We start from the raw sequence: 12,485 nt of genomic DNA on the forward strand, positions 1-12,485 counted from the left end.
GCACGGCGTAGCCTGGACACCGAATCCTACCCGTCCCGCGTGACGGAGCAGTCACGCGATGACAAAAACGGTGAAAGAGGCGAACGCGGCAGTGTCGACGCAGCAGACTTCGCAGGACAATCCACTCGCGGACTTCGGTCCCAACGAGTGGATCGTCGATGAGATGTACCAGCGATACCTGGCCGACCCGACCAGTGTCGACCCTGCCTGGCACGATTTCTTCGCCGACTACAAGCCGGCGACGTCCCAGGGCTCGATCGCGACCCCGGACGAGGCCACCGCGGCCAACGCGACAGCGACCGCGGCCAAGGCCGGCACCGATGCCCCGGCCGCCGCCACGGTCGCCCCGGCCAAGCCGGTGACGCCGGCGCCCGCCGCGAAACCGGCCCCGGCGCCCGCTCCGGCCGCCAAGCCCGCGGCCAAGCCGGCCGCCGCCGCCACCTCGAGCCCGGCCGGCGCCAAGACGGTCACCCTGCGCGGCGTGGCCGGCAAGATCGTGCAGAACATGGAGGCCTCGCTCCAGGTCCCCACCGCCACCTCGGTGCGGGCGGTCCCGGCCAAGCTGATGGTCGACAACCGCATCGTCATCAACAACCACCTCTCCCGCGGGCGGGGCGGCAAGGTCAGCTTCACCCACCTGATCGGCTGGGCACTGGTCCGGGCGGTGATCGCGCACCCGGAGATGAACAACACCTACGCCGAGATCGACGGCAAGCCCACCCTGGTGCAGCCGGAGCACATCAACCTCGGCATCGCGATCGACCTGGCCAAGAAGGACGGTTCGCGCACGCTGGTGGTCCCCTCCATCAAGAACTGCGAGACCCTCGACTTCCGCGGTTTCTGGCAGGCGTATGAGGACGTCGTGCGGCGGGCCCGGCGCAACGAGCTCACCATGGAGGACTACTCCGGGACGACGATCTCGCTGACCAACCCCGGCGGCATCGGCACCGTCCACTCCATCCCCCGCCTGATGAGCGGGCAGAGCGCGATCATCGGTGTCGGCGCCATGGAGTATCCGGCGCCCTACGCCGGGATGAGCGACGAGACCCTCACCGAGCACGGCGTGAGCAAGGTCACCACGCTGACCAGCACCTACGACCACCGGGTCATCCAGGGCGCGCAGTCCGGCGAGTTCCTCAAGGTGATGCACGAGCTGCTGCTCGGCCAGCACGGCTTCTACGACGAGATCTTCACCTCGCTGCGGATTCCGTACGAGCCGGTCCGCTGGGTGCGTGACGTGGCCCGGACCTCCGAGGGGCAGATCGACAAGGCCGCCCGGGTCATCGAGCTGATCCACGCGTACCGGGTGCGCGGCCACCTGATGGCCGACACCGACCCGCTCGAGTTCACCATCCGCAAGCACCCCGACCTGGACGTGCTGCAGCACGGGCTGACCCTGTGGGACCTGGACCGCACCTTCCCGGTCGGCGGCTTCGCCGGCAAGGAGAAGATGAAGCTCCGTGACGTGCTCGGCGTCCTGCGGGACAGCTACTGCCGCCGGATCGGCATCGAGTACATGCACATCCAGGACCCGGAGGAGCGCCGCTGGGTCCAGGAGCGCATCGAGGTCAAGTACGCGAAGCCGGACGCCGACGAGCAGAAGCACATCCTGCACCGGCTGAACGCGGGCGAGGCTTTCGAGACCTTCCTGCAGACCAAGTTCGTCGGCCAGAAGCGGTTCTCGCTGGAGGGCGGCGAGTCGCTGATCCCGCTGCTCGACGCGGTGCTCCAGTCGTCCGCCGAGGCGGGGCTGGACGAGATGGTGATCGGCATGGCCCACCGTGGCCGGCTGAACGTGCTGACCAACATCGTCGGCAAGCCGTACGAGAAGATCTTCAACGAGTTCGAGGGTCAGATGGACCCGAAGACCGCGCACGGCTCCGGCGACGTGAAATACCACCTGGGCCAGACCGGGAAGTACACGACGCCGGACGGCCAGTTCTCGACGACCGTCAGCGTCGTGGCGAACCCGTCCCATCTGGAGGCCGTCGACCCGGTCCTGGAGGGCATCGTCCGGGCCAAGCAGGACCGCCTCGACCTCGGCCTGCACGGCTACACGGTGCTCCCGGTGCTGGTGCACGGCGACGCCGCGTTCGCCGGTCAGGGCGTGGTCGCCGAGACGCTGAACCTGTCGCAGCTGCGCGGGTACCGTACCGGCGGCACGGTCCACGTGATCGTGAACAACCAGGTCGGCTTCACCACCGCCCCGGAGTACAGCCGCTCCTCGATGTACTCGACGGACGTCGCCCGGATGGTCGAGGCGCCGATCTTCCACGTCAACGGCGACGACCCCGAGGCCGTGGTCCGGGTCGCGAAGCTGGCCTTCGAGTACCGGCAGGCGTTCAACAAGGACGTCGTGATCGACATGATCTGCTACCGGCGCCGCGGTCACAACGAGGGCGACGACCCGTCGATGACCAACCCGCGGATGTACCAGATCATCGACACCAAGCGCAGCGTGCGGAAGCTCTACACCGAGGAGCTGATCGGCCGCGGCGACATCACCGTGCAGGAGGCCGAGGAGCAGCTGCGCGACTACCAGGGCCGCCTCGAGGAGGTCTTCAAGGCCACCCGTGACGCCGCCGGCAGCCCGCCGCGGCCGCGGATCATCGAGGAGGAGCCGGAGCCGCGGGTCGAGTCGGCGATCGACCCGAGCGTCGTCCGCGCGGTCGGCCAGGCGCACGTCGAGCTGCCCGAGGGTTTCACCCCGCACAAGCGGGTCCAGCAGCTGCTCGATCGGCGGGCCAAGATGTCCACCGACGGCGGCATCGACTGGGGCTTCGGCGAGCTGATCGCCTTCGGCTCGCTGCTCAGCCAGGGCGTCACCGTCCGGCTGGCCGGCCAGGACTCACGCCGGGGCACGTTCGTCTCCCGGCACGCGGCGATCGTCGACGCGAAGAGCGGCAAGGACTTCCTGCCGCTGTCCACGCTGGCCACCGGCAGCGCCCGGTTCTTCGTCCACGACTCGCTGCTCAGTGAGTACGCGGCGATGGGCTTCGAGTACGGCTACTCGGTGGAGAACCCGGACGCCCTGGTGCTCTGGGAGGCGCAGTTCGGCGACTTCGTCAACGGCGCCCAGTCGATCGTGGACGAGTTCATCTCGTCGGGCGAGGCGAAATGGGGCCAGCAGTCCTCGCTGGTGCTGCTGCTGCCGCACGGCATGGAGGGTCAGGGCCCGGACCACTCGTCCGGCCGCCCGGAGCGGTTCCTGCAGCTCTGCGCGCAGGACAACATGCGCGTGGCCAACCCGACCACCCCGGCGAACTACTTCCACCTGCTGCGCCGCCAGGCCCTGTCCAGCAAGCGCAAGCCGCTGGTGGTCTTCTCGCCGAAATCGCTGCTGCGCCACAAGCTGGCGGTGTCCCAGGTGAGCGACTTCACGCAGGGCGCCTTCCAGCCGGTGCTCGGCGACGCCGGGGTCAACGGCCAGCCGCTCGACGCCGGCTCGGTGAAGCGGGTGCTGCTCTGCTCGGGCAAGGTCTACTACGACCTGTTCCAGGCGCGGGCCGACCGTGGCATCACCGACACGGCGATCATCCGGATGGAGCAGATCTACCCGCAGCCGGTCGAGGAGCTGAAGGCGGAGCTCGCGAAGTACCCGAACGCCGAGGACTTCGCGTGGGTCCAGGAGGAGCCGGCCAACCAGGGCGCCTGGTCGTTCGTGGCGCTCAACCTGCTGGAGCACCTGGAGGGTGTCCGGCTGCGCCGGATCTCCCGCCCGGCCGCGGCCGCCCCGGCGGTCGGCTCGGCCAAGATGCACGACGCCGAGCAGACCGCGCTGATCGAGGCCGCGCTGCCGCGTCCGTGACGCGCTGATCGACGAGGGGCCGCTCCGGAAAGCCGGAGCGGCCCCTCTTACCATCCAGGCATGTACTTCACCGATCGTGGCATCGAGGAACTGGTCCAGCGGCGCGGCGAGGAGACCGTGACCCTGGAGTGGCTCGGTGAGCAGCTGCGCACCTTCGTCGACCTGCACCCGGAGTTCGAGACCCCGATCGAGCGGCTGGCCACCTGGCTGGCCCGCGACGACGAGGACGACGAATGATCCGGTGACCCGGGTCATCCACGGATCGGGACTTTCGGCCCGGCCCGTCAGGTTCCGGGCCGGTAGGTTGAAGGCGTGGCACGCAGTGTGTACGTCGCGGGCTTGGGCCCGTCCGTCGGCAAGGGGACCGTCGCGCTCGGCATCGTCGAGCTGCTGTCCCGTCAGGTGGCCAAGGTCGCCGTCTTCCGGCCGCTGGTCGCCGGGGCCGGGCCCGATCCGCTGATCACCGTCCTGCGCGAGCGCTATCCCGGCCCGGTCGGCGTCGAGGAGTCGTCCGGCGTCACCGTGGCCGAGGCGTCCGCACTGGTCGCCGACGGCCGCCGGGAGGAGCTGGTCGGCCGGATCGTCGAGCGGTATCGCGAGGTCGAGCGACGCAGCAGCGCGGTCGTGGTGATCGGCAGCGACTTCAGCGACAAACCCGAGGAGGGCCGCGAGGAGCTGCCGCGGGAGCTGGCCTTCAACGCCCGGCTCGCGACGGAGTTCGGCAGTGTCGTGATCCCGGTGGTCAGCGGCGAGGGGCGGTCGGCGGAGTCGCTGGCGGCGGCCACGCGGAGCGCGTACCACTCGCTGGTGGATCTCGGCGCGACGGTCGCCGCGGTGATCGCGAACCGGGTGCCGCAAGGGATCTCGATGTCCCGGCCCGAAGGGCTGCCGGTGCCGTTCTGGGCCGTGCCGGAGGTCGCGGCGATCGCCGCGCCGACCGTCGGTGAGGTGTCCGCCGCGCTGGGCGCCACGGTGCTGTCCGGATCGGCCGGCGCCCTGGAGCGCGACGTGCTCGACTACGTCGTCGGCGCCGGGCAGGTGCCGACCGTGCTGGGCGCGCTGACCGACGGGGCGCTGCTGATCACCGCGGGCGATCGGGCCGATCTGCTGGTGGCCGCCAGCGCCGCGCACGCCGCCGGCAACGTCACGCTGGCCGGGCTGGTGCTCACCCTGGGCGAGCCGGCCGACGAGCGGGCGATCCGGGTGATCGAGCGGCTCAACACCGGCCTGGCGATGCTGGTCACCAAGACCGACAGCTACCACACGATCGCCGCCGCGGACCGGATCACCGCGCAGCTGAGCACCCCGCGCAAGATCGAGGCGGCGCTCGGTGTCTTCGAGGAGAACGTCGACACCGCGGAGCTGTCCCGGCTGCTCGACGTGGCCCGGTCCAGCCGGGTGACGCCGCTGATGTTCGAGAACGATCTGATCGACAAGGCCCGCGCCGACCGCCGCCACCTGGTGCTCCCGGAGGGGACCGAGGAGCGCATCCTGCGGGCCGCCGAGACGCTGCTGCGCCGCGGCGTGGCCGACCTGACCCTGCTCGGCGACCCGTCCGAGATCAACCGGCGGGCCCGCGAGATCGGCGTGGAGATCGGCGGGGCACATCTGGTCGACCCGGCCACCTCCGAGCTGCGGGAGCAGTTCGCCGAGCGCTACGCGGAGATCCGCAGGCATCGCGGGGTGACCCTCGATCTGGCGTACGACGTGGTCCGTGACGTCAACTACTTCGGGACCCTGATGGTCGCGGCGGGCCTGGCCGACGGCATGGTGTCCGGCGCCACCCACACCACGGCCGCCACGATCCGCCCGGCTTTCGAGATCATCAAGACGGTGCCGGGCCTGACCGTCGCGTCGAGTGTGTTCTTCATGCTGCTCGCCGACCGGGTGCTGGTCTACGGCGACTGCGCGGTCAACCCCGACCCGGATGCCGAGCAGCTCGCCGACATCGCGCTCTCCTCGGCGCAGACGGCCGCGGCGTTCGGCATCGAGCCGCGGGTCGCCATGCTGTCGTATTCGACCGGCAGCTCCGGGGCCGGCGCCGACGTGGACAAGGTCGCCGCCGCCACCGCGCTGGTCCGCGAGCGCCGGCCGGATCTGCCGGTCGAGGGCCCGATCCAGTACGACGCGGCCATCGACCCGGCGGTCGCCGCCGCGAAACTGCCCGGCAGCGCGGTCGCCGGGAAGGCCACCGTCTTCGTCTTCCCCGACCTGAACACGGGCAACAACACCTACAAGGCCGTCCAGCGGTCGGCGAACGCGGTCGCGGTCGGGCCGGTGATGCAGGGCCTGCGGGCGCCGGTCAACGACCTGTCCCGCGGCGCGACCGTCAAGGACATCGTGAACACGGTCGCCATCACGGCGATCCAGGCGGGAGCGCAATGACTCGGGTACTCGTGCTGAACAGCGGCTCGTCGTCGCTGCGCTACCGGCTCTTCGACGGCGCGCGGGTGCTGGCCAAGGGCCTGGTGCAGCGGATCGGCGAGGCGGGTGGCGACGCGGCCGACCACGGGGCGGCGCTGCGGCGGCTGATGGACGAGCTGGACCTGTCCGGCCTGGCCGCGGTCGGGCACCGGGTGGTGCACGGCGGCGACCGGTTCACCGCCTCGACAGTGGTCGACGACGAGGTGCTGGCCACCATCGAGGAGCTGATCCCGCTCGCGCCGCTGCACAATCCGGCCGCGCTGACCGGGCTGCGGGTGGCCCGTGACCTGCTGCCGGAGATTCCGCAGGTGGCGGTCTTCGACACGGCGTTCCACTCGACGATCCCGCCGGAGGGGGCGCTCTGGGCGATCGACCGGGGGCTGGCCTCGAAATGGGGGCTACGGCGGTACGGGTTCCACGGGACGTCCCATGCGTACGTGTCCCGCGAGACCGCCCGGCTGCTGGGCCGTCCGGTCGCGGACACCAACGTGATCACCCTGCACCTGGGCAACGGGGCGAGCGCCACAGCGGTCCGCGGTGGCCGCAGCGTGGCCACGTCGATGGGCATGACGCCGCTGCCGGGCCTGGTGATGGGCACCCGGTCGGGTGACATCGACCCGAGCCTGATCTTCCACCTGCACCGGGTGGCCGGGATGCCGGTCGACGAGATCGAGGAGCTGCTGACCCGGCGCTCCGGCATGCTGGGGCTGGCCGGCGACAACGATCTGCGGGCCGTGCAGGAGCGTTACGAGGCCGGCGACCCGGACGCCACGCTCGCGTTCGAGGTCTACTGCCGGCGGATCCGCGAATACACCGGCTCCTACCTGGCGGTGCTCGGCCGGGTCGACGCGATCACCTTCACCGGCGGCGTCGGGGAGAATTCGCGGCCGGTCCGGGCGAAGACGCTGGCCGGGCTGGAGGCGCTCGGCATCGCCGTCGACCCGGGCCGTAACGAGCGCAACGAGACGATCATCTCGCCGGACGGGTCGCCGATCGCCGTGTGCGTGGTGCCGACGGAGGAGGAGCTGGAGATCGCCTCGGAGGCGCGGAAGGCGATCGGGTCAGCGCAGGAGTAACACCACGATCAGCGCGACGAGGACGACAGCGACGAGCCCGCCGATCACGTACGGAATCTTGGAGGGCGCCTCGGCGTCGGAGCCCGTGCGGGTGAACGCCCGGAACGCCTCGGTGTTGCCACTGGGGTCGGGCTGGTTATCGGACATGGGCACGACCCTAGCCAAAAGGGTCGGAACACGCTAAGCGCGGCACCTGTTCGGCGGACCCCATGTGATGTCGGCAACCCCTCGCTACCAGGGATTTCTGATCTTCGGACGGCAGAATGGCCCGGGTGTTACGCCGTTCCTTCCTCACCCTGTTCGCCGCCTCCGGCCTGACCGCGTGTTCGGCGCCCGGCTCCCCCACGGCTCCGGCGCCGACGGCTGCGAAGTCCGCGGCTCCGGCGTCGAAGGCGCCCGTGCCGGAGCTCGCTTTCAACCGTGGCGGTGATCGGCCCCTGCCGACGAGGGTCTGGCTGCCCACCGGGACCGGCCCGCACCCGCTGATCTATTTCAGTCATGGGCTCACCTCGCAGCCCAACGACTACGCCGACCTGCTGGCCGCCTGGGCCGCCGCCGGCTTCGTGGTGGCCGGACCGAAATATCCACACACGTGGTATGAAGCACCCGAATACGACGCTGATGACGTGGTCAACCAGCCCGCCGACGCGCAATACGTGATCACCGAGCTGCTGACGTCGCTCGGCAGCCACGTCGACCCGCAACGGATCGCCGCGGCCGGGCACTCGGCCGGCGCGATCACCACGGTCGGCCTGTTCAGCGGCAGCCGTGACGTGCGGCTCAAGGCGGGGCTGCTGATCGCCGGCCGGCAGATGGAGCAGCCGTCGCCGTTCGCCGGGCCGGCCGCCCCGCTGCTGTTCGTGCAAGGCAAACAGGACAAGACGGTCACCTACGAGCAGGCGTACGGCGCCTACAACGAGGTGCCCTGGCCCAAGGGCTTCCTGGAGCTCCCGGACGCCGGACACCTGCCGCACCGTGACGAGCCGGCCCTGGTGGCGTCCACCACCACGGACTTCTGGCGCTGGACGCTGAACGGTGATCAGGCCGCCCGGCAGCGGCTCCCGGAGAGCGGCCTGACCAGCACCTTCTAGGGCTCGATGACGATCTTGCCGAAGATCTCGCCACCGGCCAGCCGGGCGAACGCCTGATCGGCCTCGGCTAGGGGATACGTCGAGTCGATGACCGGGCGGGCCGCGCCGGACGCCACCAGCTCCAGCAGGGCGGCCAGCTCGTCCGGGGTGCCCATGCTGCTGCCCAGGATCTCCAGCTGCATGGCGAAGACCCGCCGCAGGTCGACCTCGGCGCGGTGCCCGGCGGTCGCGCCGCACACCACGATCCGCGCGCCGGGGGCCGAGCACTTCATCGAGTGGTCGAAGGTGGCCGCGCCGACCGACTCGATCACCAGGTCGACACGCTCCGGCAGACGGGCGCCCGGCTCCACCGCCGTCGCTCCGAGACCGGCGATCCGCTCCCGCTTACCGGGGTCGCGGCTGGTCGCGTACACCCTCTTGCCGAGGCCCACGGCGAGCGCGACCGCCGCGGTCGACACACCGCCGCCGGCGCCCTGGACCAGCACCGCGCCGGCCTCGGCGACCCGGCCCCGGGTGACCAGCATGTGGTACGCCGTGAGCCAGGCCGTCGGCAGGCAGGCCGCCTCGGCGAACGACACCCCGGCGGGCTTGGGGATCAGGTTCTCCCGGGGCGCGGCCAGCCGCTCGGAGAGCGTGCCCGGATGCCGCTCGGAGAAGAGCGAGAAGCCCCGCGGGTCCGCCTTGTCCTCCACCACCGGGTAGACGACGACCTCGTTGCCGTCCGGGTCCACGCCGGCCGCGTCGCAGCCGAGGATCATCGGCAGCCGGTCGGCGGGCAGCCCCACCCCGCGCAGCGACCAGATGTCGTGGTGGTTGAGGGAGGCGGCCCGCACGTCGACGGGCACCCAGCCGTCCGGCACGGCGAGTGGCAGGTCGCCGACGGTCAGGCCGCTGAGCGGCTCCTCCGGGTTCAGGGCGGAAGCATAGGCAGCGCGCATCTTCCGACCTTAGCGACCGTTAACGCGCCACGCCGCCCGCACCGATCGGGCGGGCGGCGTGGCGGTCGTCGATCGGTCAGGCGAGCCGGGCGGTGGCCGGCACGGCCGTGGCCGGAGCGACCGCCCGGCGTGCCACCCCGTCCTCGATGGCCGCGGCCGCGACGGCGGCGGCGACCGCCGGAGCGACCCGCGGGTCCAGCGGCGACGGCACGATCGCGTCCGGGCGGAGCTCGTCGGCGACGATCGCGGCGATCGCGTCGGCCGCCGCCACCTTCATCCGGTCGGTGATCGTACTGGCCCGGACGTCGAGCGCCCCGCGGAAGATCCCCGGGAACGCCAGGACGTTGTTGATCTGGTTGGGGAAGTCGCTACGGCCGGTGGCGACGACCGCCGCGTACCGGTGCGCGACCGTCGGATGCACCTCGGGAGTCGGGTTGGCCAGCGCGAAGATGATCGCGCCCGGCGCCATGCCGGCCAGGGCCTCCTCCGGGATGGTTCCGCCGGAGACGCCGACGAGCACGTCGGCGCCGATCAGCGCCTCCGCGATGCCGCCGGTACGCCCCGAGACGTTCGTGACGGCCGCGATCTCCGCCTTCATCCCGCTCAGGTCGCCGCGCTCGGCGTGGATGATGCCGCGCGAGTCGACCACGATCGTGTTGGCGCCCTGGACACCCGCCGCGATCAGCGTGTTCGTGATCGCGACACCGGCCGCGCCGGCCCCGCTGATCACCACCCGCAGCTCACCGAACGAGCGCCCGAGCAGCTTGGCGGCGTTGCGCAGCGCGGCCAGCGTGACCACCGCGGTGCCGTGCTGGTCGTCGTGGAAGACCGGGATGTCGAGCGCGGCGTCCAGCCGGCGCTCGATCTCGAAACAGCGCGGCGCGCTGATGTCCTCCAGGTTGATGCCGCCGAACGACGGAGCCATCGCCGTGACCGTCGCGATGATCCCCTCCACGTCCTGCGTGTCCAGGACGATCGGGATCGAGTCGACGCCGCCGAACTGCTTGAACAGCACCGACTTGCCCTCCATGACCGGCATGGCGGCCTTGGGCCCGATGTTGCCGAGCCCCAGGACGGCGGACCCGTCGGTGACCACGGCGACCGTGTTCGACGTCCAGGTGTAGTCGGGGTAGAGCCCCTCGTCCTCGGCGATCGCCTCACAGACCCGGGCGACCCCGGGCGTGTACGCCAGCGACAGGTCGTCGCGGCTGGCCAGCGGGACGGTCGCGCTCATCGTCATCTTGCCCCGGCGGTGCAGGTCGAAGACGGGATCGGCGGCCAGGGCGGGATCGAGTTCGAAACTGAAGAATGACACGGTGAAACTCCACACTGCATCGACATTGATACGTGGCACCTGCTGGAATCCCGGTCGCGAGTATGCGCCGGAACCGCGGTGCGATGCGGGGATCACCCGGTACAACCACCTCCAGCGCGGGTGTGCGCTGGGGATCAGAGGACACTAACGTAACCGGAACGGTCTCGGGTAGTAGCGAAATATCACACGCCCGATGACATCGGCGACGCCGTGAGCACGTGAATCGTCCTCGACGAATTCGTTGTCGCCCAGCAGCCACCACCCTCCGTCACGTTCGGCGGACGCCCGCTTGACCACCAGCAGACCCGGCCGCGACCGGAACTCGGCCACCACGACGTCACCGGGCCGCACCCGGCCGCCGCGCCGGACGATCAAAGCGTCCCCGGCACGCAGCGTGGGGACCATCGAAGGACCCCGGACGAGTACGGCGAACAGTGGTAATTGCCACCGCACGGCATCAAGCCTCCGTCGCGTTACCGCATGGGCGTAAGGGGTAGTGTCAACCTCGGATCATCGCAAACTCTATGGAGGAGTCCTGATGCGACTTCCGCGTTTCCTCACCCCGCGCACCGTGGTCAGCGCCCACTGCGACCTGCCGTGCGGCGTCTACGACCCGGCCCAGGCCCGGATCGAGGCCGAGTCCGTCAAGGCGATCGCCGAGAAGTACCAGGCGAACACGGACCCCGAGTTCCGCACTCGCGCGATCCTCATCAAGGAGCAGCGGGCCGAGCTGGTCAAGCACCACCTCTGGGTGCTGTGGACCGACTACTTCAAGGCCCCGCACTTCGAGAAGTACCCGCACCTGCACCAGCTCTTCAACGAGGCCACCAAGCTGGCCGGCGCCGCGGGCGCCAAGGGCCAGGTCGACCCGGCGGTCGCCGACCAGCTGCTCGGCAAGATCGAGGAGATCTCCAAGATCTTCTGGGAGACCAAGCAGGCCTGACCGCTCCTTACCGAGCGTTCGCCGTCGACGGCGCGACCGGCCGGATGGCCCGGTCGCGCCGTTCAGCCGCTAGAGTCTCTCCATCGGGAGGAGGGCACGGGTGACCCAGTTGACGGAGCCGGATGTCGGGGACGACGTCGTATTGCTGACGGTGCCCGCCGACGGCGGCTATCTGGGCGTCCTCCGGACGGCCACCGCGGGCCTCGCCGCCCGCCTGCACTTCGCCCTCGACGAGATCGAGGACCTGCGCATCGCCGTCGACGAGGCCTGCGCCATGCTGCTGGCCATCGCCACCCGCAACGCGGAGCTCGAGTGCCGCTTCGCCGTGACCGACGACGCCCTCACCGTCGAGGTGACCGTGGCCACCGTCCGCGGCGCACGCCTGCCCTCCGAGTCATCCTTCGCGTGGAAGGTCCTCACCGCCCTCACCACCTCCGCCGCCGCCGAGGCGACGGGCCGGCACGCGACGATCCGCCTGCTCACCCGCCGCACGGAGTTCTAACCCCCTTGGGGGTACGCCGTCGGCCGCCCCCACCCACACCCACACCGCCCGCGGTGGCCGGCGCCAGGGGTTGCCCACTCCCGACCGCCACGCGCCCGCCGGGCCGAGGCCGTTGGTCACCGCCCCACCCGGTCCCAGGTTGTCCAGCTCGCCGATGCCCCGGTCGGACCGGGCGCGGGCGAACGCCTCCGGGTCGGCGTGGCCTCACCGGTGGGCCCCTTCGCAGACGCAACGGCGCGCCGCCTCTCCCGGCGATGCCCGTCCTCCCGGACAAATCCTGCCTTCCACCCGGCGAGACCCCGACCTCCCGAGGGCGATCCCCGCCTTTCTCGCGACGACGCTCCGTCTCCTCACCACGACGTGGCGGCCCACCTCCTGGCAGCAAGGC

Annotated in this window: 11 protein-coding genes; 7 read left to right on the top strand and 4 right to left on the bottom strand. The window is 70.9% G+C overall.

Annotated elements, in window-relative coordinates; translation table 11 throughout:
- Window positions 1-91: 91 nt before the first annotated feature.
- From BM290_RS29200 to BM290_RS29215, 4 genes are all read left to right on the top strand, one after another.
- The gene (locus tag BM290_RS29200; RefSeq protein ID WP_093619119.1) at window positions 92-3,808 is read left to right on the top strand and encodes a multifunctional oxoglutarate decarboxylase/oxoglutarate dehydrogenase thiamine pyrophosphate-binding subunit/dihydrolipoyllysine-residue succinyltransferase subunit; all 3,717 of its coding nucleotides are present in this window, start codon (window positions 92-94) and stop codon (window positions 3,806-3,808) included.
- Window positions 3,809-3,868: 60 nt separating this feature from the next.
- A complete protein-coding gene (locus BM290_RS48645) occupies window positions 3,869-4,045 on the top strand; it encodes a DUF6104 family protein (RefSeq protein ID WP_093619120.1) in 177 nt (58 codons plus the stop codon).
- Between the two features lie 75 nt (window positions 4,046-4,120).
- Entirely contained in the window at window positions 4,121-6,193 is a 2,073-nt protein-coding gene (gene pta / locus BM290_RS29210; protein WP_093619121.1) for a phosphate acetyltransferase, read from the top strand.
- The gene (locus BM290_RS29215) at window positions 6,190-7,308 is read left to right on the top strand and encodes an acetate/propionate family kinase (protein WP_093619122.1); all 1,119 of its coding nucleotides are present in this window, start codon (window positions 6,190-6,192) and stop codon (window positions 7,306-7,308) included. The genes pta and BM290_RS29215 overlap by 4 nt, the downstream gene beginning before the upstream one ends.
- Here BM290_RS29215 and BM290_RS48650 read toward each other — a convergent pair.
- Window positions 7,294-7,455: a hypothetical protein gene (locus BM290_RS48650; RefSeq protein WP_177319944.1), complete on the bottom strand. Its 162-nt coding sequence runs from the start codon at window positions 7,453-7,455 to the stop codon at window positions 7,294-7,296. The genes BM290_RS29215 and BM290_RS48650 overlap by 15 nt on opposite strands.
- A gap of 125 nt (window positions 7,456-7,580) precedes the next feature.
- Here BM290_RS48650 and BM290_RS29220 point away from each other — a divergent pair, with 125 nt between their 5' ends.
- On the top strand, window positions 7,581-8,399 hold the full coding sequence (locus BM290_RS29220) for an alpha/beta hydrolase family protein (protein WP_177319945.1): 819 nt from the start codon (window positions 7,581-7,583) through the stop codon (window positions 8,397-8,399).
- Here the strand turns inward: BM290_RS29220 and BM290_RS29225 are convergent.
- The 3 genes from BM290_RS29225 to BM290_RS29235 all read right to left on the bottom strand — a co-directional run bounded on the left by BM290_RS29225 (window position 8,396) and on the right by BM290_RS29235 (window position 11,105).
- Window positions 8,396-9,337 carry a zinc-binding dehydrogenase gene (locus BM290_RS29225; protein WP_093619124.1) on the bottom strand — a complete coding sequence of 314 codons (942 nt, stop codon included), beginning with the start codon at window positions 9,335-9,337 and terminating at the stop codon, window positions 8,396-8,398. The two genes, BM290_RS29220 and BM290_RS29225, sit on opposite strands and share 4 nt — an antisense overlap.
- 76 nt (window positions 9,338-9,413) lie before the next feature.
- Window positions 9,414-10,652 (bottom strand): NAD(P)-dependent malic enzyme, encoded by a 1,239-nt coding sequence (locus BM290_RS29230; protein WP_177319946.1) that lies wholly within the window; start codon window positions 10,650-10,652, stop codon window positions 9,414-9,416.
- A 144-nt stretch (window positions 10,653-10,796) separates the two neighbouring features.
- Complete coding sequence (locus tag BM290_RS29235) at window positions 10,797-11,105, bottom strand: S24 family peptidase (RefSeq protein WP_275413305.1); 309 nt, start codon at window positions 11,103-11,105, stop codon at window positions 10,797-10,799.
- A gap of 85 nt (window positions 11,106-11,190) precedes the next feature.
- Here BM290_RS29235 and sodN point away from each other — a divergent pair, with 85 nt between their 5' ends.
- Both sodN and BM290_RS29245 read left to right on the top strand, forming a co-directional pair.
- Window positions 11,191-11,595: a superoxide dismutase, Ni gene (gene sodN, locus BM290_RS29240; RefSeq protein WP_093619126.1), complete on the top strand. Its 405-nt coding sequence runs from the start codon at window positions 11,191-11,193 to the stop codon at window positions 11,593-11,595.
- A 100-nt stretch (window positions 11,596-11,695) separates the two neighbouring features.
- Window positions 11,696-12,097, top strand: coding sequence for an ATP-binding protein (locus BM290_RS29245; protein ID WP_093619127.1), 402 nt, complete (start codon window positions 11,696-11,698; stop codon window positions 12,095-12,097).
- The last annotated feature ends 388 nt before the right edge of the window (window positions 12,098-12,485 follow it).

Source organism: Actinoplanes philippinensis, assembly GCF_900113015.1.
In the GTDB taxonomy this organism is placed as follows: domain Bacteria; phylum Actinomycetota; class Actinomycetes; order Mycobacteriales; family Micromonosporaceae; genus Actinoplanes; species Actinoplanes philippinensis.

What these genes read in the sequence shown, in the direction of transcription:
- sodN (WP_093619126.1), top strand. Translation starts at nt 11,191, where the DNA reads ATGCGACTTCCGCGTTTCCTCACCCCGCGCACCGTGGTCAGCGCCCAC.
- BM290_RS29225 (WP_093619124.1), bottom strand. Translation starts at nt 9,337, where the DNA reads ATGCGCGCTGCCTATGCTTCCGCCCTGAACCCGGAGGAGCCGCTCAGC.
- BM290_RS48645 (WP_093619120.1), top strand. Translation starts at nt 3,869, where the DNA reads ATGTACTTCACCGATCGTGGCATCGAGGAACTGGTCCAGCGGCGCGGC.
- BM290_RS29215 (WP_093619122.1), top strand. Translation starts at nt 6,190, where the DNA reads ATGACTCGGGTACTCGTGCTGAACAGCGGCTCGTCGTCGCTGCGCTAC.
- BM290_RS48650 (WP_177319944.1), bottom strand. Translation starts at nt 7,455, where the DNA reads ATGTCCGATAACCAGCCCGACCCCAGTGGCAACACCGAGGCGTTCCGG.